Annotated in this window: 18 protein-coding genes, 1 tRNA gene and 2 riboswitches; of the genes, 7 read left to right on the forward strand and 12 right to left on the reverse strand. The window is 64.7% G+C overall.

Annotated features, from left to right (window positions below):
- Positions 1-36 precede the first annotated feature (36 nt).
- Positions 37-1,431 (forward strand): ethanolamine ammonia-lyase subunit EutB, encoded by a 1,395-nt coding sequence (locus tag FAZ95_RS00095; protein WP_137330561.1) that lies wholly within the window; start codon positions 37-39, stop codon positions 1,429-1,431.
- Positions 1,428-2,309 carry an ethanolamine ammonia-lyase subunit EutC gene (eutC, locus tag FAZ95_RS00100; RefSeq protein WP_137330562.1) on the forward strand — a complete coding sequence of 294 codons (882 nt, stop codon included), beginning with the start codon at positions 1,428-1,430 and terminating at the stop codon, positions 2,307-2,309. Before FAZ95_RS00095 ends, eutC begins: the two co-directional genes overlap by 4 nt.
- A gap of 18 nt (positions 2,310-2,327) precedes the next feature.
- On the opposite strand, the gene FAZ95_RS00105 is transcribed toward eutC, so the two are convergent.
- Together FAZ95_RS00105 and adh are read right to left on the reverse strand one after the other, a co-directional pair.
- Positions 2,328-2,723, reverse strand: a complete 396-nt coding sequence (locus FAZ95_RS00105; protein WP_137330563.1) for a DUF779 domain-containing protein — start codon at positions 2,721-2,723, stop codon at positions 2,328-2,330.
- Between the two features lie 82 nt (positions 2,724-2,805).
- Entirely contained in the window at positions 2,806-4,326 is a 1,521-nt protein-coding gene (adh, locus tag FAZ95_RS00110) for an aldehyde dehydrogenase (protein WP_137330564.1), read from the reverse strand.
- A 304-nt stretch (positions 4,327-4,630) separates the two neighbouring features.
- Between adh and FAZ95_RS00115 the strand changes: the two genes are divergently transcribed.
- Positions 4,631-5,701, forward strand: a complete 1,071-nt coding sequence (locus FAZ95_RS00115) for a helix-turn-helix domain-containing protein (RefSeq protein WP_137330565.1) — start codon at positions 4,631-4,633, stop codon at positions 5,699-5,701.
- Between the two features lie 60 nt (positions 5,702-5,761).
- Here FAZ95_RS00115 and FAZ95_RS00120 read toward each other — a convergent pair whose 3' ends face one another.
- Entirely contained in the window at positions 5,762-7,498 is a 1,737-nt protein-coding gene (locus FAZ95_RS00120) for an AMP-binding protein (protein ID WP_137330566.1), read from the reverse strand.
- 137 nt (positions 7,499-7,635) lie between these two features.
- Positions 7,636-9,339 carry a thiamine pyrophosphate-binding protein gene (locus FAZ95_RS00125; protein WP_137330567.1) on the reverse strand — a complete coding sequence of 568 codons (1,704 nt, stop codon included), beginning with the start codon at positions 9,337-9,339 and terminating at the stop codon, positions 7,636-7,638.
- A gap of 154 nt (positions 9,340-9,493) precedes the next feature.
- Between FAZ95_RS00125 and FAZ95_RS00130 the strand changes: the two genes are divergently transcribed.
- Positions 9,494-9,796, forward strand: coding sequence for a HigA family addiction module antitoxin (locus FAZ95_RS00130; RefSeq protein ID WP_137330568.1), 303 nt, complete (start codon positions 9,494-9,496; stop codon positions 9,794-9,796).
- A gap of 164 nt (positions 9,797-9,960) precedes the next feature.
- On the opposite strand, the gene FAZ95_RS00135 is transcribed toward FAZ95_RS00130, so the two are convergent.
- From FAZ95_RS00135 to FAZ95_RS00165, 7 genes are all read right to left on the reverse strand, one after another.
- Complete coding sequence (locus tag FAZ95_RS00135) at positions 9,961-11,349, reverse strand: L-serine ammonia-lyase (protein ID WP_137330569.1); 1,389 nt, start codon at positions 11,347-11,349, stop codon at positions 9,961-9,963.
- 165 nt (positions 11,350-11,514) lie between these two features.
- On the reverse strand, positions 11,515-12,657 hold the full coding sequence (locus tag FAZ95_RS00140; protein ID WP_137330570.1) for an alginate lyase family protein: 1,143 nt from the start codon (positions 12,655-12,657) through the stop codon (positions 11,515-11,517).
- A 172-nt stretch (positions 12,658-12,829) separates the two neighbouring features.
- Positions 12,830-15,778, reverse strand: coding sequence for an aminomethyl-transferring glycine dehydrogenase (gene gcvP, locus FAZ95_RS00145; RefSeq protein ID WP_137330571.1), 2,949 nt, complete (start codon positions 15,776-15,778; stop codon positions 12,830-12,832).
- A gap of 56 nt (positions 15,779-15,834) precedes the next feature.
- Positions 15,835-16,215, reverse strand: coding sequence for a glycine cleavage system protein GcvH (gcvH, locus tag FAZ95_RS00150; RefSeq protein WP_137330572.1), 381 nt, complete (start codon positions 16,213-16,215; stop codon positions 15,835-15,837).
- Between the two features lie 73 nt (positions 16,216-16,288).
- Positions 16,289-17,410, reverse strand: coding sequence for a glycine cleavage system aminomethyltransferase GcvT (gcvT, locus tag FAZ95_RS00155; protein WP_137330573.1), 1,122 nt, complete (start codon positions 17,408-17,410; stop codon positions 16,289-16,291).
- Between the two features lie 91 nt (positions 17,411-17,501).
- Positions 17,502-17,638, reverse strand: a riboswitch (glycine riboswitch).
- Positions 17,639-17,740: 102 nt separating this feature from the next.
- Positions 17,741-17,855: riboswitch (glycine riboswitch) on the reverse strand.
- A 192-nt stretch (positions 17,856-18,047) separates the two neighbouring features.
- Complete coding sequence (locus FAZ95_RS00160; protein WP_137330574.1) at positions 18,048-18,404, reverse strand: hypothetical protein; 357 nt, start codon at positions 18,402-18,404, stop codon at positions 18,048-18,050.
- A 236-nt stretch (positions 18,405-18,640) separates the two neighbouring features.
- Positions 18,641-19,699, reverse strand: a complete 1,059-nt coding sequence (locus tag FAZ95_RS00165; RefSeq protein WP_137330575.1) for an oxidoreductase — start codon at positions 19,697-19,699, stop codon at positions 18,641-18,643.
- 203 nt (positions 19,700-19,902) lie between these two features.
- Between FAZ95_RS00165 and FAZ95_RS00170 the strand changes: the two genes are divergently transcribed.
- Positions 19,903-22,002, forward strand: coding sequence for a UvrD-helicase domain-containing protein (locus FAZ95_RS00170; protein WP_137330576.1), 2,100 nt, complete (start codon positions 19,903-19,905; stop codon positions 22,000-22,002).
- 118 nt (positions 22,003-22,120) lie between these two features.
- Here the strand turns inward: FAZ95_RS00170 and FAZ95_RS00175 are convergent, their stop codons facing one another.
- Positions 22,121-23,026 (reverse strand): c-type cytochrome, encoded by a 906-nt coding sequence (locus tag FAZ95_RS00175; RefSeq protein ID WP_137330577.1) that lies wholly within the window; start codon positions 23,024-23,026, stop codon positions 22,121-22,123.
- A 316-nt stretch (positions 23,027-23,342) separates the two neighbouring features.
- On the opposite strand from FAZ95_RS00175, the gene FAZ95_RS00180 reads away from it, so the two are divergent.
- Positions 23,343-23,418 (forward strand) — tRNA-Arg (locus FAZ95_RS00180).
- A 520-nt stretch (positions 23,419-23,938) separates the two neighbouring features.
- Positions 23,939-24,208, forward strand: coding sequence for a hypothetical protein (locus tag FAZ95_RS00185; RefSeq protein WP_137330578.1), 270 nt, complete (start codon positions 23,939-23,941; stop codon positions 24,206-24,208).
- Positions 24,209-24,618: the final 410 nt, after the last annotated feature.

Consider the following 24,618-nt stretch of genomic DNA (forward strand, 5'->3'; position numbering starts at 1 on the left):
GGCGCTAGCAGCGCAGCAGCATATGGAGCCGTAAAGATGAGCTATTCGGAGACCATCGGCGCGCGGACCTACCGGTTCGCCGACTTGAAGACCCTGCTTGCGAAGGCGAGCCCGCTGCGTTCCGGCGATGAACTGGCCGGCGTCGCGGCGGCGAGCGAGGAGGAGCGCGTCGCGGCGAAGATGGCGCTTGCGCAGGTGCCGCTCGCGACGTTCCTGAACGAAGCGCTGATCCCCTACGAGAGCGACGAAGTCACGCGGCTCATCGTCGATACGCATTCGAGCGAGGCGTTCGCGGAGATTTCGCATCTGACGGTCGGCGATTTCCGCAACTGGCTGCTCGCCGATACGACCGACACGGCGGCGCTCACGCGCATTACGGCCGGGCTCACGCCGGAAATGGTCGCGGCGGTATCGAAGCTGATGCGCAATCAGGATCTGGTGATCGCCGCGAAAAAGCGTCCGGTGGTCACGCGCTTTCGCAACACGGTGGGCTTGCCGGGGCACATGTCGGTGCGCCTGCAGCCGAACCATCCGACCGACGACGTGAAGGGCATCGCCGCGTCGATGCTCGACGGCCTGATGTACGGCTGCGGCGACGCGATGATCGGCATCAATCCCGCCACCGACAGCCTCGCTGCGATCACGACGCTGCTCGCGATGGTCGACGACTTCCGTCAGCGCTACCACGTGCCGACGCAATCGTGCGTGCTCACGCACGTGACGAGCACGATTGCCGCGATCGAAAAAGGCGCTCCGGTGGATCTCGTGTTCCAGTCGGTCGCGGGTACCGAGAAGGCGAACTCGGGCTTCGGCATCACGCTCGCTTTGCTGCAGGAGGCATACGAAGCGGCGCTGTCGCTCAAGCGCGGCACGGTGGGCGACAACGTGATGTACTTCGAAACGGGCCAGGGCAGCGCACTGTCGGCGAACGCGCATCACGGCGTCGATCAGCAGACGTGCGAAGTGCGCGCGTATGCGGTCGCGCGCCACTACAACCCGTTTCTCACGAATACGGTGGTCGGCTTCATCGGCCCGGAATATTTGTACGACGGCAAGCAGATCATTCGCGCCGGTCTCGAAGACCACTTCTGCGGCAAGCTGCTCGGCGTGCCGATGGGCTGCGATATCTGCTACACGAACCATGCCGAAGCCGATCAGGACGACATGGACACCCTGCTGACGCTGCTCGGCGTCGCGGGCATCAACTTCATCATGGGCGTGCCGGGCGCCGATGACGTCATGCTCAACTACCAGAGCACCTCGTTTCATGACGCGCTCTATGTGCGCGACGTGCTGGGCCTGCGCCGTGCGCCGGAGTTCGAGGATTGGCTCGAAGCGATGCAAATTGCGGATGCGCGCGGCGTGCTGCTGTCGGCGTCGCCGAGGCAGCCGTTGCTCGCAGGTGTCAGCGAATGGATGGGTGTGGAATGAACGACCCCCTCGAAAAGAATCCGTGGAGTGCGTTGCGGCAGTTCACGCAGGCGCGCATCGCCTTGGGCCGCGCGGGCAACAGCCTGCCGACCGCGCCGTTGCTCGCGTTCAACCTCTCTCATGCGCAGGCGCGCGATGCCGTTCACCATCCGCTCGATGCGGACGTGTTGCATCGGCAATTGCAGGACGCGGGGTTCAGCACGCTAGACGTGCACAGCGCCGCACCCGATCGCGCGCACTATTTGCGCCGGCCCGACTTGGGGCGGCGTTTGTCGGACGAGAGCCGCGATGCGCTAACGCGTTTGTCGCTCGATCCGCCTGAAGTCGTGTTCGTGATCGGCGACGGCTTGTCGGCGTTCGCCGCTTCGCGGCAGTCGCTGCCGCTCTTGCAGGCGGTCACGAAGAGGATGAGCGATTGGCGCATCGGCCCGGTCGTCGTTGCACGACAGGCGCGTGTTGCGCTCGGCGACGAGATCGGCGAGATCTTAGGGGCGAAGCTCGTGGTGATGCTGATCGGCGAGCGGCCGGGGCTCAGTTCGCCCGATAGTCTCGGCATCTATTTGACGTACGCGCCGAAAGTCGGCACGGCGGACTCGCTGCGCAACTGCATTTCGAATGTGCGGCCAGAGGGCTTGAGCTACGAAGCGGCTGCACACAAGCTGCACTATTTGCTCACGCATGCGCGAAGGCTTGGGCTGACCGGCGTCGGCTTGAAGGACGATAGCGATGCGCTTCTCGATGCACCGCAAGCGCAACCGAGTGCGATAGAAGGAGGCGATGAGTCTTCGGCTCGCGAAGCCGCGACGCGGCTTGCAAATCTTGGCGCTAGCCAACCGGGTATCAAAGGCGCGCCGCGTCGTCGCCAGGATGTCGAATGACCATTGTCGACAGTTGCATCACGCTCCCGCCCGCTCGACCGGATGCGCTTCGAGCCACGCATTCTCCGCGTCGTCATAGAGCCGCGAGCGCGTGAGAAACCGGAGACCCGTCGGCCGCTCGAGCGAGAACATGCCGCCGTTGCCCGGCACGACGTCGATGATCAATTGCGTGTGCTGCCAATACTCGAACTGCGATTCGCTCATATAGAACGGCACGCCGCCGATCTCGCCTAGCTTCACATCCGAGCTACCCACCAGGAATTCATTCGCCGGAAAGCACATCGGCGCGCTGCCGTCGCAGCAGCCGCCCGACTGATGAAAGATCACCGGCCCATGCTCCGCAACGAGCTTCGCAATCAGCGCGACGGCCGCTTCTGTGGCGATTACGCGCTGCACTGCCTGTTCGTCTGTCATTCCGAGTCCTCCTTGAAACGGAAAGCGCGAACGAACCGAACCGATTGCTGCGATTCGTTCGCGCCGATTGCGCTAAACGCGATCAGAAGAACCCGAGCGGCTTTTCGCTATAGCTGACGAGCAGGTTCTTCGTCTGCTGATAGTGGTCGAGCATCATCTTGTGCGTCTCGCGGCCGATGCCCGATTGCTTGTAGCCGCCGAACGCCGCGTGCGCCGGGTAAGCGTGATAGCAGTTGGTCCACACGCGACCCGCCTGGATGTTGCGTCCGAAGCGATACGCGCGATTGCCGTCGCGCGTCCACACGCCCGCGCCTAAGCCGTAGAGCGTGTCGTTCGCGATTTCGAGCGCTTCCTCCTCGGTCTTGAACGTCGTCACCGACAGCACCGGCCCGAAAATCTCTTCCTGGTAGATCCGCATCTTGTTGTGGCCGCGGAACACGGTCGGCTGCACGTAGTAGCCGTTCGTGAGTTCGCCGCCCAGCTGAGTGCGCTCGCCGCCCGTGAGACACTGCGCGCCTTCTTCCTTGCCTAGCTTGATGTAGGAGAGGATCTTTTCGAGTTGCTCGCTCGATGCCTGCGCGCCGATCATCGTCGACGGATCGAGCGGATGGCCTTGCTTCACTGCGGCCACGCGCTTCAAAGCGCGCTCGATGAAGCGGTCATAGATCTTCTCCTCGACGATCGCGCGCGAAGGACACGTGCACACCTCGCCCTGATTCAGCGCGAACATCGTGAAGCCTTCGAGCGCCTTGTCGAAGTAGCTGTCGTCGCGATCCATGACGTCGGCGAAGAAGATGTTCGGGCTCTTGCCGCCGAGTTCGAGCGTGACCGGAATGAGGTTCTGGCTCGCGTACTGCATGATGAGGCGGCCTGTGGTGGTCTCGCCGGTGAAGGCGATCTTCGCGATGCGCTTGTTCGTCGCAAGCGGCTTGCCCGCTTCGAGACCGAAGCCGTTGACCACGTTCAGCACACCCGGCGGCAGCAAGTCCTGAATCAATTCCATCAAGACGAGGATCGAAGCGGGCGTCTGCTCGGCGGGCTTCAGCACGACGCAGTTGCCTGCGGCGAGCGCAGGCGCGACCTTCCACGCGGCCATCAGGATCGGGAAGTTCCAAGGGATGATCTGGCCGACCACGCCAAGCGGCTCATGGAAGTGATAGGCAACCGTGTCGTCGTCGACTTCGCCGATCGAGCCTTCCTGTGCGCGGATGCAGCCCGCGAAATAGCGGAAGTGGTCGATGGCGAGCGGGATGTCGGCGGCCATCGTTTCGCGCAGCGGCTTGCCGTTGTCGATCGATTCGGCCACGGCGAGGCGCTGCAGATTCGCCTCCATGCGCTCGGCGATCTTGTTGAGGATGTTGGCGCGCTCGGTCGTCGAGGTTTTTGCCCAGCCGGTTTTCGCACGATGCGCGGCGTCGAGCGCGAGCTCGATGTCGGCCTCGCGCGAGCGCGGGATCGACGTGAACGGCTCGCCTGTTACCGGTGAGATGTTGTCGAAGTACTCGTTGCCGACCGGCTTCACCCATTCGCCGCCGATGAAATTGCCGTACTGCTTTTTATACGGGTAATCGGTGTTCAGAAACTGCATCTCCGCATGATTCATTTGTGTGCTCCTCACATATCGAATGGATGCTTCTAGTGCCGTCGCAATCGCGGCTGCCCTGTTTAGCGGCATGTCGCTTACGCCAAAAGCGTGCCAAGGGCGGGCACGTGCCCATTCGTCGTGCGAAGCCTTGCGATCGCATCGATGACGTTGTTCAAGCACTGTTCAATCCGTGACGATGAGGTGTCACGATTCGGCGCAGCGAAGTGCGCGCTGTTCAGATATGGAGCAGTGGCGTGGCAAGCGCGAGGCGCATCCCGTGGGCGGCAATCATCGGCATAGGAATTGCGTTCCTAGCAGCGGTATGACGATCGATACCTTCTCCCACCGTGTCGAAGGCCCGTGTGCATCGCCAAGCGACGGCGTGCAAGCCGTGCGCGTGTGTACCGCGCACGATGCGGACGAGCAGGCGCGCAATCTCGTCGACTGGCGTCAGACCTACGATCAATTGATGCCCGGCCCGTTCACCGGCACGCTGACCGAGTTGCCGCTCGATCGCATGCAGGTGTTTTGCGAAACGACGAGTCATACGCTGCGGCAAACGTGCGAAGTGCCGGCCGACGCCTACTGGTTCGGCATTCCGGGGGCCGGCCATTCGGCGGCCGGCGCCTCAGCCGCGCGCGACAGCACCGCGCGCATCGACGCGAACCCGATCACGCCCGACGCGCTCGCGGTCCGTCCCGGTGGCATCGAGTTCGAGCTCGTGACACCCGAGCAATTCGCGATCTACGGCGTGGTCGTCAAAAGGGACGTGCTGCGGCGCTGTGCAAGCGAGGTCGAGCGGATCGATCTCGACGAGCCCCTTCTCGCGCTGGCGCAGCGCGCGGTCATCGCGATTGGCGCGGCGCATATCGAACCGTTTCGCGCTGCGCTTGGGCACGTGCTTGACGGCGCGCGCGCAAGCCAGGCGCCGCTGGCTCATGTCGCGGGCGATAGCTTGCAGGCGTGGGTGCTGGCGTCGCTGTTCGATCTGTGCTCGCAGTCGCGAGAGTCGCAAGCGTCGCGAGGCGAGGCAGCGCTTCCGGCGAAGCCTCGCCGGCAATGGATCGTCTCGCAGGCGCGCGACTATGTGCTCGCGAATCGCGCGCGTCCGGTCGGCGTGCCGGAACTGTGCGCGCAACTGCACGTCAGTCGCCGCACGCTGCAGTACTGCTTCCAGGACGTGCTCGGCATGGCGCCCGCGACGTTCCTGCGCACGATTCGCTTGAACGGCGCGCGGCGCGATCTGTGCAGCGGCTCATCGAGCGACGCGCGCACGGTACAGGACGTCGCGGCCGCTTGGGGCTTCTGGCATCTGAGCCAGTTCGCGACCGACTACAAGAAGCTGTTCGGGAAACGGCCGTCGGATTCGTTAAGGGAACGGCGGGCGGCCTAGGCGGCCGTTTGCGCTATCGTCGCCCTTTCCTCACCGCCTTTGGAGACAAGACGTTCACGCTCACTCCGCCGCCCGCTGCGCGTCCTTCGTCAGCGCAGCGCCGAAATCGTCTTCCCAGTACTCGTTCTCGCGCCGCGCATCGCCTGTGCGCGCCGCTTCGAGCTTGCGCAACTCCACGCGCCGGATCTTCCCTGAGATCGTCTTCGGCAACTCGTAGAACTCGATGCGTCGAATCCGCTTGTACGGAGCGAGCTTCTGCGCGGCGAAGCGCAGGATGTCGCCCGCCACTTCGCGCGACGGCGCGAAGCCCGTGCGCAACGCGATGAACGCCTTCGGCGTCGCGAGCCGCAGCGGGTCCGGGCTCGGCACGACTGCCGCCTCGGCGATCGCCGGATGCTCGATCAGCACGCTCTCCAGCTCGAACGGGCTGATGCGGTAGTCGGAGGCTTTGAACACGTCGTCGGCGCGCCCGACGTAGGTGTAATAGCCGTCGGCGTCGCGCTGGGCGATGTCGCCGGTGCGATAGAAGCCGCCATGCGTGACGTGCTCGGTCTTGGCGGGATCGTCGACGTAGCCGTCCATCAGGCCGAGCGGCCGCGGATCGAGCACGAGCGACAGTTCGCCTTCGTCGGCCGGCCGGTCGTCGTGATCGAGCAGTGCGATGTGGTAGCCCGGCAGAGGCCGCCCCATCGAGCCCGCTTTGAGCGGCTGGCTTGGCGAGTTGCCGACTTGCGCAGTGGTCTCGGTCTGTCCGAAGCCGTCGCGCAGCGTGAGCTTCCACGCCTTCTTCACGCGCTCGATGATCTCGGGGTTCAGCGGCTCGCCCGCGCCGACCACTTCGCGCAGCTTCACCGGATACGACGCGAGGTCTTCCTGGATCAGCATGCGCCAGACCGTCGGCGGCGCGCACAGCGTCGTGATGCCGTGGGTGACGAGTGTCTCCAGCGTCGCCTTCGCGTTGAAGCGCGCGGTGTTGCTGACGAACACGGTCGCGCCCGCATTCCACGGCGCGAACACGCTGCTCCACGCGTGTTTCGCCCATCCTGGCGAGCTGATGTTCCAGTGGACGTCGCCGGGCTTCAGGCCAATCCAGTACATCGTCGACAGATGGCCGACCGGGTAGCTCTGGTGACTATGCAGTACGAGCTTCGGACGGCTCGTCGTGCCCGACGTGAAATAGAGCAGCATCGGGTCGGTCGCGAGTGTCCGCTCGTCGTGCATGTAGCACGGGCTCTGATCGAAGGCGTCCGCGTAGCGATGCCAACCGGCCGGGGCTGGGTCGGGCGCTGCGCCATCGGCATGCGTGACCGCGATGCGCGTGACCGATGCGTCGACCTCTGCAAATTTTTCCGCCGCGCCGGCCGTTGCGATCACGTGCTTGATCTCGCCGCGCGTCATCCGGTCAGCGATATCGGCGGGGGTGAGCAAGAGCGTGGCGGGAATCGTCACGGCGCCGAGCTTGATGGCCGCGAGCATGACTTCCCACAGCGCCGGCTCGTTCGGCAGCATCAGGAGCACACGATCGCCGCGCGCGATGCCCACGCTGCGCAAATAGTTGGCGACCTGATTCGAGCGCGCGGACAACTCGGCGAACGTCAGCTTCTGCTCGCTGCCGTCGTCTTCGACGACCCACAGCGCAGGCTCGTGATTGTTGTGCGCGTAGAGGTCGAACCAATCGAGCGCCCAATTGAACTCGATCAGCGCGGGCCATTTGAAGTCGCGATATGCGGTGTCGTAGTCCTCGCGATGGCGCAGCAGGAATTCGCGCGCCTGCAGGAAGGATTGCGAATCAGCCATGGGTCCCCTCTCCGTCGTCGATGTGGACCTGCTTTTCGGGCCTGTCGCTTGCGCGACCAGGCCCTTACCGCTGCCGCACGAATCAGTCCCGCGCGATGCGGCGGCTTGCTTCGCGAGCGACTGCCTACTGCCTATGCCTACTGTGCCGACGCGCGCGCTTTGCGGCCCTGCTCGCGAATCTGTTCGAGCGTCGCGTTGGGCGTGCTCACGTCCTTCGGCACGCGCAGCTCGATCAATGCGGGCAGCCCGCTCGCTATCGAGCGCTCCAGCGCCGGCAGGAAATCCGCCGTGCGCTCGACCGTTTCCCCGTGCGCGCCGAACGAGCGCGCAAAGGCGGCGAAATCGGGATTCGTGAGACCGGTGCCGTGCGTGCGCTCAGGGTAGTGCCGCTCCTGATGCATACGGATCGTTCCATAGTGCTCGTTGTTGACCACGATGAAAATCACGTTTAGCCCGTATTGCATCGCGGTCGCGAGCTCCTGGCCCGCCATCATGAAGCAGCCGTCGCCGGCGAGCGCGACCACTGCGCGCTCGGGGTACATCGCCTTCGCCGCGATGGCCGCGGGGACGCCGTAGCCCATCGCGCCGCTCGTCGGCGCCAGCTGCGAGCGGTAGTGCCGGTAAGCGAAATGCCGATGAAGCCAAATCGCGTAATTGCCCGCGCCGTTGGTGACGATCGCGTCGTTCGGCAGCCGTGCACGCAACTGCGCCATGATCTCGCCGAGCTGGACGTCGCCGAGCATCGGACGCGGCTTGCGCCATTCCAGATAGGCAGCATGCGCGTCTTCGGCGCTGCCGGCCCACGCGGGCGCGGCGCGCGGTTCGAGCGCCGCGAGCGCGGCGGCGATCTCAGGCATGCCTGAGACGATCGGCAAATCGGCTGCATACACGCGGCCCAGTTCTTCCGCGCCCTGATGTACGTGGACGAGCGTCTGCTTCGTCTTCGGGATGTCGAGCAGCGTATAGCCGCCCGTGGTCGCTTCGCCGAGACGCGGGCCGATCACGAGCAGAAGGTCGGCCTCGCGGATGCGAGCGCCGAGCGCCGGATTCACGCCGAGCCCGACGTCGCCCGCGTAGTTCGGATGCTCGTTGTCGATGGTGTCCTGATAGCGGAACGCGCAGCCGATCGGCAACTGCCACGCGTCGACGAAGCGCCGCAGGTCCGTGCATGCGGACGGCGTCCAGCCGCTGCCGCCGGCGATCACCATCGGCCGCTTCGCGTGTTCGAGCAGGTCGCGCAGCTTGTCGATCTGTTGAGGAGCGGGGGACGCGGCGACACGCTGGAACGCGGGCGCGGCAGGCATCGCCGGACACGGATCGGACAGCACGTCCTCGGGCAGTGCGAGCACGACCGGCCCCGGCCGTCCGGCGCACGCCGTATGAAACGCGTGACTCAGGTATTCGGGGATGCGGCGCGCGTCGTCGATCTGCGCGACCCACTTCGCCATCTGGCCGAACATGCGGCGGTAGTCGATCTCCTGGAACGCCTCGCGGTCGAGATGCTCGCGCGCGCATTGGCCGATGAGGAGGATCATCGGCGTCGAATCCTGAAACGCGGTGTGCACGCCGATCGACGCGTGCGTCGCGCCCGGACCGCGCGTGACGAGCGCGACGCCGGGCCGCCCAGTCAGCTTGCCTGTCGCCTCGGCCATGTTGGCGGCGGCGGCCTCGTGGCGGCAGACGATCGTCTGGATGCGTTCGGTTTCATCGTGAAGCGAATCGAGCACGGCGAGAAAGCTCTCGCCCGGCACGCAGAACACTCGGTCGACGCCGTGCGTGAGCAACGCATCGACTATGAGGCGCGCACCTGTCACGGTGGCGGAATCGGCGACATTCGGCATTGCGCGGGGTCCTCCTGGCTGGTCGGAAATGGTGGGTTGGTTTGTCGAGCACAGGTTTGGACAGCTTACGCCGAGTGGTAGGAGGCGGCTACTATCTAGGGGGCGCCATGCGCAAGCTCCAGAAGCCGCACTAACCCATTACCAGGAGAAACCTATGGCACGCGAAGTTCCGCTGGCGACGCCCGGCGAAATTCTGGCGCTCGAATGGCTAGAGCCGATGGGCATTACGCAATATGCCTTGGCCAAGGCAATCGACGTGCCACCACGTCGCATCAATGAAATCATCAAGCATGGCCGCTCGATCACGGCCGATACGGCCGTGCGGCTGGGCGCGTTCTTCGGTGTCGATCCGCAGAGCTGGATGAACCTCCAGACGCATTACGACACCGAAATGGCGAAGGAGAAGATCGGCGCGGAGAAGATCGAGGCGATTCGGCAGCATGCAGTTGCTGCGTGACGCTTTCGCAGAATGCGCACGATAGGTCGTCTTTTTCGGGGCCTCTAGTGCGAGGGAATAAAGCCCGCTGAGCGAAAGCCGGCGGGCTTTATTCATTTATCGCTGCGCGCTTGTCGTTGCGGAGGGCGATCGGCGAAACCGCCCTTAAATCTATTGCCGCGGCCTCAACACTCGACGATATTCACCGCCAACCCGCCGCGCGACGTCTCCTTGTACTTCGTCTTCATATCCGCGCCGGTCTCGCGCATCGTCTTGATGACGGAATCGAGCGACACGTAATGGCTGCCGTCGCCGCGCAGCGCCATGCGCGCCGCGTTGACGGCCTTCACCGACGCCATCGCATTGCGTTCGATGCACGGAATCTGCACCATCCCGCCGACCGGGTCGCACGTGAGGCCGAGGTTGTGCTCCATGCCGATTTCTGCCGCGTTCTCGACCTGCTTCGGCGTGCCGCCCATCACGGCCGCGAGCGCGCCCGCCGCCATCGAGCACGCGACGCCCACTTCGCCCTGGCAGCCCACTTCGGCACCGGAGATCGACGCGTTCAGCTTGTAAAGGATGCCGATGGCCGCTGCCGTCAGCAGGAAGTCGATCACGCCTTGCTGGTTCGCTCCGGGCATGAAGCGCGTGTAGTAATGCAGCACGGCGGGAATGATGCCGGCGGCGCCGTTGGTCGGCGCCGTGACGACGCGTCCGCCCGCGGCGTTCTCTTCGTTGACGGCGATCGCGTAAAGGTTGATCCAGTCGACCATCGACAGCGGATCTTGCAGCGCGCGCTCGGGATTGCCCGACAGCGTCCGATAAAGCTGCGGCGCACGGCGCTTGACCTGGAACGGGCCGGGCAGCGTGCCGTCGGCGTCCGGGTTGCCGATCCCGCAGCCGCGCGTGACGCACGATTGCATCACGTCCCAGATTTTCAGGAGCCCGGTGCGCGTCTCTTCCTCGGTGTGCCAGACGCGCTCGTTCTCCCACATCAGTTGCGCGACCGTTTTACCGGTCGATTCGCACAGCGCGAGCAACTCGTTGCCGGTGCGGAACGGATGCGGCCGCTGGTCGGCGGCCTGCAGCACCTTCGAATTCGGCGCACCCGCCGTCACGACGAAACCGCCGCCCACCGACAGATACGTCGCTTCGCGCAGCGTCTCGCCGGCCTCGTCGAACGCGCGCAGCTTCAGGCCGTTCGGATGCTCCGGCAACGCTTGCCGGTAGAACGAGATGTGCTCCTTCGGCACGAACGTCACGCCGTGGGTGCCGAGCAAAGAGAGCGTGCGCGAGGTGCGCACGGCTTCGAGACGCGAGCCGATCGTCTCGGGATCGACGGTGTCGGGCGCATCGCCCATCAGGCCGAGCATCACGCCGCGGTCGGTGCCGTGTCCCTTGCCGGTCGCGCCGAGCGATCCGTACAAATCGACTTTCACCGAGGCCGTAGCCGCGAGCAGCCCGTCGCGCTCGAGCCCTTGGACGAACATCAGCGCCGCGCGCATTGGTCCGACCGTATGCGAGCTCGACGGCCCTATGCCAATTTTGAAGAGATCGAAAACGCTGACTGCCATTACTGTCTCCTGTGTCGATGGGAGTTGGCGCTTTAGCGCCTACTCCCATCCCATGCTGTGGTTGGCTGGAGTTAGCGCTTTAGCGCTTACTCCAGTCCCACAGCGGTCGGCCGGCGTCAGCGCCTTAGCGCTTACCCCGGCCCCATTCAAAGTTATGTAAATTGCTCAGCGCGCCGGCGCTGGCAGCGGCAAACAGACCGCGAGCCATGCCGGCGGCGTGGGCGCCAACCGCAGCGCGACCGGCGTGTAGCGGCCGTTCAGCCGCGCTGCGAGATAAAAGAGTTCGGTGGCGTTCTTCGGGTCCCATTCGCCCGAATAGCCGGGCAAGCCCGCCTCGCGGCGCTTGGCGTCGAAGGCGACGTTCGAATGCACGAATTCCTCGTGCGTCTTCGTGCCGAGCGCGTAGGGCGTCAGCCAGTTGAGCGCAGCGGCGAGCGTGGCGCCGTTGGCTGCGCGCTCCGGCAGCCAATTGCGGTTGTGGCGGCGCGCGGCGAGCGCCGCCGTCACGAGCGGCTGCACGTCGTAGGTCACGTAGTGCAGCGCGTCGCGCTCCGTGAAATCGAAGGTCGAGCCGTCCGGCGCGATGTTGTCGCCGATGTGTTCGACAAAAAGACGCTGCGCGGCGTTGATCATTTTGCGGTCGTCGAGCGTAAACGCACTCATGGCAATGAGTTTGACGCGATGACTCTGCCAATTGTTGCGAAAAATACCGGTCAGCGGGCGCGGCTGCGCATCGATTTGCGCAATGTAGCCGTTTGCCAGTTTCGCGATGAACGCGGCCGTCGCGTTGCGCGTCTTCACGGGCAGCGCGCTCGCGGTCAGGTCATACGCGAGGATCATGCCTTCAAAGCGCGTTTCGTCGATCGGGTTGAGGCTGGGTTGATACGTGGTCGCCCAGGCGTACAGAAAGCGATCGACGAGTTTCAGGTAGCGATCGTCGCTCGTCGCACGCCACGCGAGTGCCGCGTTGCGCATCAGGTCGAGATCGTTCAGGGCTTCGGCGCTTTGATCGTAGATGCCTTCGTGCGGCAGCGTACCTTCGACGTGCAGCCGCTCGAGCGGCTTCGGCTGGTCGTTCAGGCGTGCCTGGACGTTTTTCACGAGCGCTTGCACGCCCGGGTCGGCGCTCGTGCGCTCGCTCGTTTGCAGCGCGGGCGCCGCACAAAAATTCATCGCCGCGCGGGCGGCTTGCAGCGGCGCCGTCAGCGCCGCGCAGGCGACGAGCAGCGTCGCGAGCGGCGCACCGGCTCGTTGGTTCGACAGCAATCGTGTTCCGTGCCTTGTCATCGTTCGCACCTTTCGCACCATGCGGAACTCCTTCGTTGGTTCGATTTCGGTGTCAGATGTTATCTGGTCTTGACGGCACACGGCAAAGACGACGCGAGCCGCGCGAAGCGGCTTGCGTCTTTGGGTCACGATGCCAAGCTTGGCCCGACTGAGGGCCGCCCCGCGGATCGCCGCCCGACGGAAGGCCGCCTCATCACTCGTAATCTGCGATCGGCACGCACGAGCAGAACAGGTTGCGGTCGCCATACGCGTTGTCCGCGCGGCCGACCGGCGGCCAGTACTTGCGCGCGACGAGCGACGGCAGCGGATACACCGCCGTTTCGCGCGAATACGCGTGCGCCCACTCGTTCGCGACGACGACCGCGGCCGTGTGCGGCGCGTGCTTGAGCGGGTTGTCCTCGCGGTCGGCGCGGCCTTCCTCGACGGCGCGGATTTCCTCGCGGATCGCGATCATCGCTTCGATGAAGCGGTCGAGCTCTTCCTTCGATTCCGACTCGGTCGGCTCGACCATCAGCGTGCCCGGCACCGGGAAGCTCATCGTCGGCGCGTGGAAGCCGTAGTCGGCGAGGCGCTTGGCGACGTCGTCGACCTGGATGCCGCTCGAGTCCTTGATCGGACGCAGGTCGAGAATGCACTCGTGCGCGACGAGCCCGCCGGGGCCCGAGTACAGCACCGGGTAGTGCGGCGCGAGCTTCTTCGCGACGTAGTTCGCGTTGAGGATCGCCGTTTCGGTCGCGGCGGTGAGGTTCTTCGCGCCCATCATCGCGATGTACATCCACGAGATCGGCAGGATCGACGCCGAGCCGTAAGGCGCCGCCGACACCGCGCCGATGCCGTTCGCCTCGCGCTTGTAGCCGGTGGAGCACTGGTTCGGCAGGAACTGCGCGAGATGCGCGCCGACCGCGACCGGGCCGACGCCCGGTCCGCCGCCGCCGTGCGGAATGCAGAACGTCTTGTGCAGGTTCAGGTGCGAGACGTCGCCGCCGAACTGGCCCGGCGCGGTCAGGCCGACCATCGCGTTCATGTTCGCGCCGTCCACGTACACCTGGCCGCCGTGCGCGTGCACGATCTCGCAGATTTCGCGGACGTTCTGCTCGAACACGCCGTGCGTCGACGGGTAGGTGATCATGATCGCGGCGAGCTGCTTCGAGTGCTGCTCGGCCTTCGCCTTCAGGTCGTCGATATCGACGTTGCCCTGCGCGTCGCACGCGACGACGACGACCTTCATCCCCGCCATATGGGCGGAGGCCGGGTTCGTGCCGTGCGCGGACGCCGGGATCAGGCAGACGTCGCGATGGCCCTCGCCGCGCGATGCGTGGTACGCGTGGATGATCAAGAGACCGGCGTACTCGCCCTGCGAACCGGCGTTCGGCTGCAGCGATACGGCGGCATAGCCCGTGGCGGCGACGAGCATCTGTTCGAGCTGGTCGATCATTTCGCGGTAGCCGATGGTTTGCTCGGCGGGCGCGAACGGGTGGATCTGGCCGAACTCGGGCCACGTCACCGGCAGCATTTCCGACGTCGCGTTCAGCTTCATCGTGCACGAGCCGAGCGGGATCATCGAGCGGTCGAGCGCGAGGTCCTTGTCGGCGAGGCCGCGCAGGTAGCGCAGCAGCTCGGTTTCGGAGTGGTGGCGGTTGAAGACGTGGTGCGTGAGGTAGGCGCTCGTGCGGACGAGCGAAGCCGGCACCGAGGTCGCGCCTTGAGCGCCGGCCGATGCGGTCAGCGCGGTATCGAGCGCATCGACGTGCGGCACGTCGATCGCACCGGCGGCTTGCGCGAACACGGCGAGCAGGTCGGCGAGGTCCGAGCGCTTGGTCGTTTCGTCGACGGACACGCCCACGCGCGTCGCGCTCACGCGGCGCAGGTTGATGCGCTTGGCCTTAGCGGCCTCGTGCACAGCGGCCGTTTGCGCGCCGGTTTCGATCGTGAGCGTATCGAAGAAGGTGTCGTTCGCGAGCGTGTAGCCGAGCTGCTTGACGCCGGCGGCGAGCAATTCCGCGATGCGGTTCACGCGCAGTGCAATCGTTTTCAGTCCGTGCGGGCCGTGATAGACCGCATACATGCTCGCCATGATCGCGAGCAGCGCCTGCGCGGTACAGACGTTCGACGTCGCCTTCTCGCGGCGGATGTGCTGTTCGCGCGTTTGCAGCGCGAGACGCAGCGCGGGGTTGCCTTGCGCGTCGACGGTCACGCCGACGAGGCGTCCCGGCATCTGGCGCTTGAATTCGTCGCGCACGGCGAGGTACGCCGCGTGCGGGCCGCCGAAGCCGACCGGCACGCCAAAGCGCTGCGAGTTGCCGACGGCCACGTCCGCACCCCATTCGCCCGGAGGCGTGAGCATGGTGAGCGACAGCAAATCAGCGGCGACGACCACATGGCCGCCCGCAGCGTGGATCGCTTCGGTGAGTTCGCGGTAGTCGCGCACGTCGCCGTTCACGCCCGGGTATTGCAGCAGCACGCCGAACGCGTTCGACGTCGCGGCTTCGTCTGCCGGACCGACCTTCACTTCGATGCCGACCGGCTTCGCGCGCGTTTGAATGACTTCGATGGTTTGCGGCAGCACGTCGTCCGCCACATAGAACAGGTTCGACTTCGGCTTGCCGACGCGCTGCAGCAGCGTCATCGCCTCGGCCGCGGCGGTCGCCTCGTCGAGCAGCGACGCGTTCGCCATCGCCAGCCCCGTCAGATCGATCACCATTTGCTGGAAGTTCAAGAGCGCTTCGAGACGCCCTTGCGAAATCTCCGGTTGATACGGCGTGTACGCCGTGTACCAAGCCGGGTTCTCGAGCACGTTGCGCAGGATCACCGCCGGCGTGTGCGCGTTGTAGTAGCCCTGGCCGATGTAGGAGCGGAACACCTGGTTCTTGTCCGCGAGCTCGCGCAGCGCGGCGAGCGCTTCCGCCTCGCTCTTCGGCTGCGAGAACGCGCCGAGCGGCAGCGGCTCGGTGCGGCGGATCGTCTGCGGGATCACGGCGTCGATCAGTGCGGCGCGCGATGCGAAGCCGAGCGCTTCGAGCATCTTGTGCTGATCGGCGGCGTCCGGGCCGATGTGCCGCTCGGCGAAGGCGTCATGCACTTCGAGCGCGGCAAGCGAGAGAGGGGTGCGGTTCATCAGACGATCCGGGTGTTCGAGCTTCATGTTTAGGCTTGGCAGGCGCGGCGCCACGAGCGCGCCGCGCGGTTCGGGTCAAAAAATTACGCGCCGATGGACTTCGTGTAGGCGTCGGCGTCGAGCAGCTTGTCGAGCGAGGCGCCCGCGGCCGGCTTGATCTTGAAGAGCCAGTTGTCGTAGGGGGCGCTGTTGACGGAGTCCGGCGTGTCGACGACGGCCGAGTTCGCTTCGACGATCTCGCCCGCGACCGGCGCGTAGATATCGGAGGCGGCCTTCACCGATTCGATCACAGCGACGGTGTCGCCGGCCGAGACGGTCTTGCCCAGTTCCTGGACTTCGAAGAAGACGATGTCGCCGAGCGCTTCCTGCGCGTGATCGGTGATGCCGATCGTCAGGGTGCCGTCGGCTTCGGTGCGAACCCATTCGTGCGATTCGGTGTATTTCAGATCGGCCGGGATGCTCATCGGTTGCTCCTGTTATTCATCTATGGCTAAAAAGAAGGGGGGACGTGCGCCGCAAGCGCGGCTACGCAGACGATTACTGGCCGACGAGCACCTTGCCGTTGCGCACGAACGGCAGTTTTACCACGCTTGCGGGAAGGGCTTTATCGCGGATTTGCACGTGGACGATGTCGCCCGGCTGCACGCCCTTCGGCACGCGCGCGAAGGCGATCGATTCCTGCATGGTCGGCGAGAATGTGCCGCTCGTGATTTCGCCTTCGCCCTGCGGCGTGACGACTTTCTGATGCGCGCGCAGCACGCCGCCCGCCTTGCCGTTTTCCTTCTGCAGGATCAGGCCGACGAACGACGCTTGCGAGCCCGCGGCTTCGAGGGCCGCGCGGCCGACGAAGTCGCGCGGCGAAGTGAGGTCCACGGTCCAGGCGAGGCCGGCGTCGAGCGGGCAGACGTTGTCGTCCATGTCCTGGCCGTACAGGTTCATGCCGGCTTCGAGGCGCAGCGTGTCGCGCGCGCCGAGGCCGCACGGACGCACGCCCTGGCGCTGCAGCGAGTCCCAGAATTCGCAGACAAAGGTGGCGGGCAGCACGATTTCGAAGCCGTCTTCACCGGTATAGCCGGTGCGCGCGATCATCAATTCGCCGAACGGCGTGGCTTCGACGATCGCCGCGTTGAACGGCTTCAGGAGTTCGGTGGCGGTGCGTGCAGAGGGCGCGACTTGCCACACTTTGTGACGCGCGTTCGGGCCCTGCACGGCGACGATCGCGAGATCGCGGCGCGGCGTGATCGTGAGGCCGTAGCCGCCTTCGGCGTTCAACTGGTTGAACCAGGCGACATCTTTCTCGGCGGTGCCCGCATTGACGACGAGACGGAAGAAGTCTTCGGCGAAGTAGTAGACGATCAGGTCGTCGATCACGCCGCCGTTCGGGTTCAGCAGGCACGAGTAGAGCGCCTTGCCCGGCGTCTGCAATTTGCCGACGTTGTTGGCGATCGCGTGCTCGAAGAACGCACGCACGCGCTCGCCGCGGAAATCGACGACGCACATGTGCGACACGTCGAACATGCCCGCGTCCGTGCGCACGGCGTGGTGCTCGTCGATTTGCGAGCCGTAGTTGACGGGCATGTCCCAGCCGCCGAAGTCGACCATCCGCGCCTTGAGCGCGCAGTGGGTGGCGTGGAGCGGGGTGTGTTTCAGTTCGGTCATCGGGGCCTCGTCAGGTGTCTCGCGAAAACAAAAAAGGCCATGCGTGTGGACTCACCCTCGCGGCCTTCCGGCGGCAAGCGATGTGGCCCTGCATGACCCCTCTGTCCTCGGTACCTGAGAGATTGCGTCGCCCGGGATCGATCCCTTCGAACGCGCGCCCCTTCGGTGGGCAGCCTGCTCGGGCTTCGATAAGCCACTAAGCCGCTGCCGCTCTCCAGAGTTCGAAAAACCGGTGCTTCACGTATTGCCGGGAATCGGCGGTGGAGCCGCAGGGAGGCGCTCCAAAACGGGCGCCAACTTCGCGGATCATGACGTGTTCAAGCGGGTTTTTCGACGCCGTCGGTCCTTTTGCCTGAGAGTTTGCGGGTGTGCCCCTTCGGCGGCGCGGCCTCTCTGGAATCCGCTGTGGATACCCGTGGCCTGCGCGCTCTCCCGACGCGTGCGGCGAATGTACGCGAGCGTAAAAGGCTTGTCAAATGAGGCTTGTACGGGCACTAAGCGTGGCTCGGCGGGCTGGTGTCAGCGCAGCTTTGCATGGGACCCGAGTAAGCGCTGAAGCGCAAACTCGGGTCGACACAAAAGGCGGCGGACATTGCGTCCGCCGCCTTTGGGCACTGCCTGAACTCGAACTTCCGGCTTACTGGCCGATCGCGCGCGCTGCGCCGTCGAGTTCCTCGTTCAGCACGTGCTGCTCGTCGCCGGACAAGCCGCCGCCGCGCGAATTCGACATATCGCGCGCTTCCTGGCGGATCACGTCGAGGCGGTGATGCAGCGCGCCACCTTGCGGCGGCGGGTAGTAGCCCTGGTTCACGCGCGTGTCGATGAGATGGCCCAGGTTGTCGATGCGGCCGTTCACTTCCCCGAGGCGCCGCATCGCCACTTCATGCGGATTCGGCCCGGGCGGCGGCGCGGCCACCTGCGGTTGCTGCACGACGCACGCTGCCAGCGATGCCACCAGTGCGCAGCCAGCGACCGCGCGAATCAAGCGTTGCATTCCATTCTCCTTTGTCGGTCGGAGTTAGCGCTTTAGCGCCTGCTGCGGTCCCATGCAGAGCCTTACTCCGATCCCATGTAAAGCTTCTTTTTGCGACGGACGAGTCCGCCGCCGCAAAAACGGCTCGCGAACGCAAAACGATGACGCCGCGAGCCGAATAATTTGTAACGGTCCGTTCCTTTTGGAATGTCAGATTGGCCGGCGGCCCGGGCGCGCCGGGAAAGCGCCCTGCTTCGTTACTCTTCGATGCCGACGCGCGCGAACGGCAGGCGGCGCCCTTCTTCCGCGCTTTGGTTGGCGAGCTCGATGATCGTCATGACGTCGATCGCGTGTTGCGGCGTGACCGGGAACGGCGCGCCGTCGCGGATCGACGCCGCCAGCGATCCGTAGAAACCGGCGTAGTTGCCGTCTTGCGTCGGCTGCGAGTGTTCGACTTCCGCCTCGCCTTGCAGCAGGCGCACCAGGGCCGGCGGGTTGCCCGCGCCGAAATCGACGTCGCCCGGACGCAGACCGGCCTTGAGCTGGTCTTCCTGCGTGTCGAGTCCGCGCTTCACGTAGCTGCCGAGCGTGCCGTGGATCGCGAAGCGCGGCGGCTCGAGCGCCGCGAGCGCCGTGGCGTGCAGCACGACTTCCTTGTCCGGGTAGCCGAGCTGGAGGTGCACGTAATCCGGCGCCGTGCCCTGGTCGCGAAGGGTTCTCACGGTCGCGCTGACGGTGCCGGGCGCGCCGAACAGCGCGAGCGCCTGGTCGATCAGATGCGGCCCGAGGTCGAACAGGAGGCCGCCGCCGCGCGACGCTTCCTCGCGCCAGCGCGGCTTCACGAGCGGACGGAAACGGTCGAAGTGCGATTCGAAGTGCGTGACGCGCCCGAGCTGGCCGCTTTCGAGCAGCGCGCGCACCGTCATGAAATCGCCGTCCCAGCGGCGGTTGTGGAACGGCGCGAATACGACGTCGTACTTCATGGCGAGCAGCGCGAGCGTCCGGGCGTCCTCGGCGGTCAGCGTGACCGGCTTGTCGACGACGACATGCTTGCCCGCTTCGATCGCGCGCGCCGCGAGTTCGAAGTGCGTGTCGTTCGGCGTCGCGATCACGACGCATTCGATGGCGTCGAGCGCGACGAGCGCGTCCAGATCCGCGACGATTTCAGCCGCCGGGTAGTCGGCGCGAGCTTGGTCGGGCTGGCTCGTCGCGATCGCCGCCACCTCGGCGTGGCCGCAGTGCGCGATGACGGGTGCGTGGAAGGTCTTGCCGGCGTAGCCGTAGCCCATCAAACCGATTTTCAAGGGGGAGGTCATGCGAGCGTCCATCGAATGGCGCGCGCGGCGAGGTGCCGCGCGTAACAGCGGCTATTTTGGCATGGCGGATTCGGCGTGTCCGTGGCGTGCCGTCCGCTGCAACCCATCCGTGTTAACATCGCGCACTTCCTCGTAGCAACTTCATTGGCGGCGCACCGGAAACGTTCCGGGCCCGAGCCGCCAACCGAACCCCTCCACAGACGATGTCCGCAGGTCTAAATCCCGCCCAAAGCGAAGCGGTGCGCTATCTCGACGGTCCGTGTCTCGTGCTCGCCGGCGCCGGCAGCGGCAAGACGCGCGTGATCACGCAGAAAATCGCGCACCTGATCGTCAACAAAGGCTTCGAGCCGCGCCACATCGCCGCCGTCACGTTCACGAACAAGGCCGCGGCGGAAATGCGCGAGCGCGTCGGCAAGCTGCTCGAAGGCCAGACGCTCTCGACGCCCGGCAAGGAAGGGCGCAAGGTGCCGGTCAATCAGCTCACCGTCTGCACGTTCCACTCGCTCGGCGTGCAGATCTTGCGGCAGGAGGCCGAGCACGTCGGCTTGAAGCCGCAGTTCTCGATCATGGATTCGGACGACTGCTTCGGGATGATCCAGGAGCAGGTCGGCACGACGGACAAAGGCTTCATCCGCAAGATCCAGACGATCATCTCGCTCTGGAAGAACGGCCTCATCATGCCGGACGAGGCGATGGCGATTGCGTCGAACGAGGACGAGCATCAGGCGGCGATCGTCTACCGGAACTATGTGGCGACGCTGCACGCGTATCAAGCGGTCGATTTCGACGACTTGATCCGCCTGCCCGCCGAACTGTTCAAGAAGAACGAGGCGGTGCGCGACCGCTGGCAGAACAAGCTGCGCTACCTGCTGATCGACGAGTACCAGGACACCAATGCGTGCCAGTACGAGCTCGTCAAGCTGCTCGCGGGGCCGCGCGCGGCGTTCACGGCCGTGGGCGACGACGATCAGGCGATCTACGGCTGGCGCGGCGCGACCCTCGAAAACCTCGCGCAGCTCGGCAAGGATTTCCCGAAGCTGCACCTGATCAAGCTCGAGCAGAACTACCGCTCGACGGTGCGCATTCTCACCGCCGCGAACAACGTGATCGCGAACAACCCGAAGCTCTTCGAGAAGAAGCTGTGGTCCGAGCACGGGATGGGCGACACGATCACCGTCACGCCCTGCAACGACGAAGAGCACGAGGCGGAATCGGTCGTGTTCCGCCTGTCGGCGCACAAGTTCGAGCGGCGCACGCAGTTCCGCGACTACGCGATCCTCTATCGCGGCAACTTCCAGGCGCGCATCTTCGAGCAGGTGCTGCGCCGCGAGCGGATTCCGTATGTGCTGTCGGGCGGCCAGTCGTTCTTCGACAAGGCCGAGATCAAGGACATCTGCGCCTATCTGCGGCTCGTGGCGAACGCCGAGGACGATCCCGCGTTCATCCGCGCGATCACGACGCCGCGGCGCGGCGTCGGCAACACGACGCTCGAAGCGCTCGGCGCGTTTGCGGGGCAGGCGAAGGTGTCGCTGTTCGAGGCGGTGTATATGGGCGGGATCGAAGCGCGCTTGTCGCCGCGGCAGATCGAGCCGCTGCGCGCGTTCTGCGACTTCATGCAGCGCATCACCGATCGCGCCGACAAAGACGCGGCCACGACGCTGCTCGACGATCTCATGGACGCGATCCACTACGAGGCGTATCTGTACGACGCGTTCGACGAGCGCCAGGCGCAGTCGAAGTGGCAGAACGTGCTCGAGTTTCTCGAATGGCTCAAGCGCAAGGGGACCAAGCCGGAGCGCGAAGTTTCGGACGGCGGTGAGGGCGAAGAAGCAACCGGCTTCGACAACGCCGACGGCCTGGCCGACACCGGCAAGAACCTGCTCGGCCTGATCCAGACGGTCGCGCTGATGTCGATGCTCGAAGGCAAGGAAGAAGATCCGGATGCGGTGCGCTTGTCGACGGTGCATGCGTCGAAGGGACTCGAGTATCCGCACGTGTTTCTGGTGGGCGTCGAGGAAGGGATCATGCCGCATCGCGGCGGTGCCGACGACGAGCCGATCGACGACGCCCGCATCGAAGAAGAGCGGCGCCTGATGTACGTGGCGATCACGCGCGCGCAGCGCAGCCTGCATTTGAACTGGTGCAAGAAGCGCAAGCGGGCGCGCGAGACCGTGGTGTGCGAGCCGTCGCGCTTTATCCCCGAAATGGGTCTGGACGAAGCGCCGCCGCCTACGCCGGAAGAGGCGCCGATGTCGCCGAAGGACCGGCTCGCGAGCTTGAAGGCGTTGTTGCAGAAGCCTTGATCGAGAAGCGCCGAGTCGCTTCTTGTCGGCAGCGGCAGACGTAAAAAATCCCTGCGGCGCAAAGCGCTCGCAGGGATAAAAACCGGCGTCGCTGGACGCCGATTCGCCGTACCGTTCGTTACTTCGCCGCGCTGACCATGTAGTCGACGGCGGCCTTCACATCCGCATCCGACGCGTTCGAGCCGCCCTTCGCGGGCATGTTGCCTTTGCCGTGAAGCGCGTAGTTGTAAATCACATCCATCGGGTCTTTGAGGCGCGGCGCCCAGGCGTCCTTGTCGCCGAACTTCGGTGCGTTGAGCACGCCCGCCGCGTGACATGCCTGGCAGACCGCCTGATAGAGCGCCTTGCCCGCTTGCGCCGCATCCGCGCTGGGCGCGGCGCCTGCTGCGGCGTTCGCTTGCGGAGCGCTGCTGGAGAGCGCGGCGATCGCCGCGGCGGCTTGCGCGCTGGCGGCGCTGACCGCATCCGACTCCGACGCCGCGCCTGCCGCCGACGCCCCTTGCGCCGCAGGCGCGCTCGCGGCCGGTGCCGGCGGATCGGCGAACTGTGCGCCGCCGTGGTCGGCCATATAGGCGACGGCGCGGCCGATTTCGTAGTCGCTGTAGTCGTCGGGGCTCGTGCCGCCGCGCGGCGGCATGGCGTTCTTGCCGGTCAGCGCGGTGTGCCAGAGTGTGTCGAAGCCTTGCGAGATGCGCGGCGCCCAGTCGTCGGCGTTGCCGAATTTCGGCGCGCCCGCGTTGCCCGTCGCGTGACAGGCCGAGCAGACGGCTTGATAAACCTGCTCGCCGGTCTTGTAGACATGCGGGGCGTTCGCGTCGCGGAGATTGACCTGCGCGATCGGCGCGATGCGCTGCGCGACGGCGGCTTCGGACAAGCTGTCCGTGCCGGCGCCGGTGCGGGTCGACTCGTTAACGTAATTGGCGAGAAGAATGATGATGACCACCGGGATGGCAAAGCTCGCGATGATCGCGGCGATGAGCTGCCCAGGTGTTTTGATCGGTGCTCCGTGTGGTGCTTCGCTCATGCTTGTCTCGTCTCCCAAGGTTTTTGTCAGGTGAGCGGTACAGCGCGACGACAACGGCTACAACTTGTTCTTGATCAAGCACGGACGATTATATAGGCAACGTTTTGGCGCGGGCGAGCGCGGCACGGGGCTCTTCAGCAGGCGTTTACCCGCAGCGGGTGGGGGCGAATGGTGCGGAAAGGGGGCGGAAATGTTGGCAAAAGGCGCCCAACGGGCCGTGCGGTGGACGGTTTGGGCGAAACCGGGTATCCTCTCGGTCTCCTCGCATGCGTGTCGTCCGTTTATGTCCCTTTAATCGGGCGGCGCCGTCGCTAAAGCGCCCGTAGCTCAATGGATAGAGTACTGCCCTCCGAAGGCAGGGGTTGCTGGTTCGATCCCAGCCGGGCGCGCCAAGTTTGATAAGGCTTTCAGCGATTTCCCACTTCAGCCGTTTCTATCTGGTGTAGCTAAAGTACACCTGTCGTTCCGTCATCCGGTCATTCGCATTGCCTCCTGTTCCGCTGGCATCCGGATCACTTCCACAACTGGTGTATGTGGCGTTACTCACTGCGCCAGATGGTCGGCCGAGACAGATGCGCGTATCTGCAGGACATACCTGGCCGTGTAAGGTATTGATTTTGGCAATGCGTTTGCAACAGGCTATGCGACATACGGCATGAGCGCAGGTGCTACGATCGGGGCCACAGCCTTGTTAGCAAAGCCCGCATTTAACAACTCTGTTCCTACTGTTGACGCGGTCGCGACTGATGCCGGGACGAATGCCGTATCGAGCGGTTTGGGTTACGTGATAGGTGATGCCGTTGGTGGAAAGGCTGGACCGTTTGTTGGATCAGGTGTGACAAAACTCATAAATTGAGGAAGTGGTGTCTTGCAAAACTGGCTGAACCCACCAACCGCTAAGGGGAAGTAGCAATGCGCAAGCGTTTCATCACATGGTGCATCCTCACGGGCGCGATTTTTCTTGCGGTTATTTTGTTATTACCTTTGAAGTTTGCGGCCAATCATTTTTTCGCTGGAGTGCCTTGGCCTGATGTAAGCAATCTCGACTTGCCTAAGCTGCGTTTCTTTTTCGGTGGTCTTTTTTTGGGGGCTGGCCTTATTTCGTTTTTCGTTGTTTTGGCAAATGTGATTTGGCCAGGTAAATTTCCGCTACGCGAAAAGTTTGCGCGTAAGGATGACTGAATCTTTGCAATCGGCAGCTTGACCAGAGCGAAGAGGGGAAGCTGAAGCAACTGCAGAAGGGCCAAAGGCCAGAGGTGCAGCATAGGCTATCCGCCTTATTGAACAGCAAACACGCCGTCTTGTCTTTCGACAAACCATAGTCGCACGTAATGTCGGCTGCCCTGTTGGCGGCCCCACTGTCAGCGACAACGGCCGTCCCACCGGCCCATGCGTGGCGGCTCGCGAGCAGCGCGGCTGCGACGATCACGCGACGTATCATCGATCGGCCCGCGTGTTGTCGTACTGGTCAAGCTGAATGTGACCTAGATAATCCCGCGAACACCGAAAGGCTTTCGTATGACTTCCCGTCGTTCCGCAGCTTCCCCAACACCCAGAAATTATCGAACCCAGCAGTCAGACAATAAAGTTAT

Source organism: Trinickia violacea, assembly GCF_005280735.1.
GTDB lineage: Bacteria > Pseudomonadota > Gammaproteobacteria > Burkholderiales > Burkholderiaceae > Trinickia_A > Trinickia_A violacea.

Bases quoted from the DNA above. Each gene is read 5' to 3' on its own strand.
- gcvH (WP_137330572.1), bottom strand. From the start codon at position 16,215: ATGAGCATCCCGGCCGATCTGAAATACACCGAATCGCACGAATGGGTT.
- FAZ95_RS00115 (WP_137330565.1), top strand. From the start codon at position 4,631: ATGACGATCGATACCTTCTCCCACCGTGTCGAAGGCCCGTGTGCATCG.
- FAZ95_RS00105 (WP_137330563.1), bottom strand. From the start codon at position 2,723: ATGACAGACGAACAGGCAGTGCAGCGCGTAATCGCCACAGAAGCGGCC.
- adh (WP_137330564.1), bottom strand. From the start codon at position 4,326: ATGAATCATGCGGAGATGCAGTTTCTGAACACCGATTACCCGTATAAA.
- FAZ95_RS00130 (WP_137330568.1), top strand. From the start codon at position 9,494: ATGGCACGCGAAGTTCCGCTGGCGACGCCCGGCGAAATTCTGGCGCTC.
- FAZ95_RS00120 (WP_137330566.1), bottom strand. From the start codon at position 7,498: ATGGCTGATTCGCAATCCTTCCTGCAGGCGCGCGAATTCCTGCTGCGC.
- FAZ95_RS00160 (WP_137330574.1), bottom strand. From the start codon at position 18,404: ATGCAACGCTTGATTCGCGCGGTCGCTGGCTGCGCACTGGTGGCATCG.
- gcvT (WP_137330573.1), bottom strand. From the start codon at position 17,410: ATGACCGAACTGAAACACACCCCGCTCCACGCCACCCACTGCGCGCTC.
- FAZ95_RS00170 (WP_137330576.1), top strand. From the start codon at position 19,903: ATGTCCGCAGGTCTAAATCCCGCCCAAAGCGAAGCGGTGCGCTATCTC.
- FAZ95_RS00140 (WP_137330570.1), bottom strand. From the start codon at position 12,657: ATGGTGCGAAAGGTGCGAACGATGACAAGGCACGGAACACGATTGCTG.
- FAZ95_RS00095 (WP_137330561.1), top strand. From the start codon at position 37: ATGAGCTATTCGGAGACCATCGGCGCGCGGACCTACCGGTTCGCCGAC.
- FAZ95_RS00165 (WP_137330575.1), bottom strand. From the start codon at position 19,699: ATGACCTCCCCCTTGAAAATCGGTTTGATGGGCTACGGCTACGCCGGC.
- FAZ95_RS00185 (WP_137330578.1), top strand. From the start codon at position 23,939: ATGCGCAAGCGTTTCATCACATGGTGCATCCTCACGGGCGCGATTTTT.
- gcvP (WP_137330571.1), bottom strand. From the start codon at position 15,778: ATGAAGCTCGAACACCCGGATCGTCTGATGAACCGCACCCCTCTCTCG.
- FAZ95_RS00135 (WP_137330569.1), bottom strand. From the start codon at position 11,349: ATGGCAGTCAGCGTTTTCGATCTCTTCAAAATTGGCATAGGGCCGTCG.
- FAZ95_RS00125 (WP_137330567.1), bottom strand. From the start codon at position 9,339: ATGCCGAATGTCGCCGATTCCGCCACCGTGACAGGTGCGCGCCTCATA.
- eutC (WP_137330562.1), top strand. From the start codon at position 1,428: ATGAACGACCCCCTCGAAAAGAATCCGTGGAGTGCGTTGCGGCAGTTC.
- FAZ95_RS00175 (WP_137330577.1), bottom strand. From the start codon at position 23,026: ATGAGCGAAGCACCACACGGAGCACCGATCAAAACACCTGGGCAGCTC.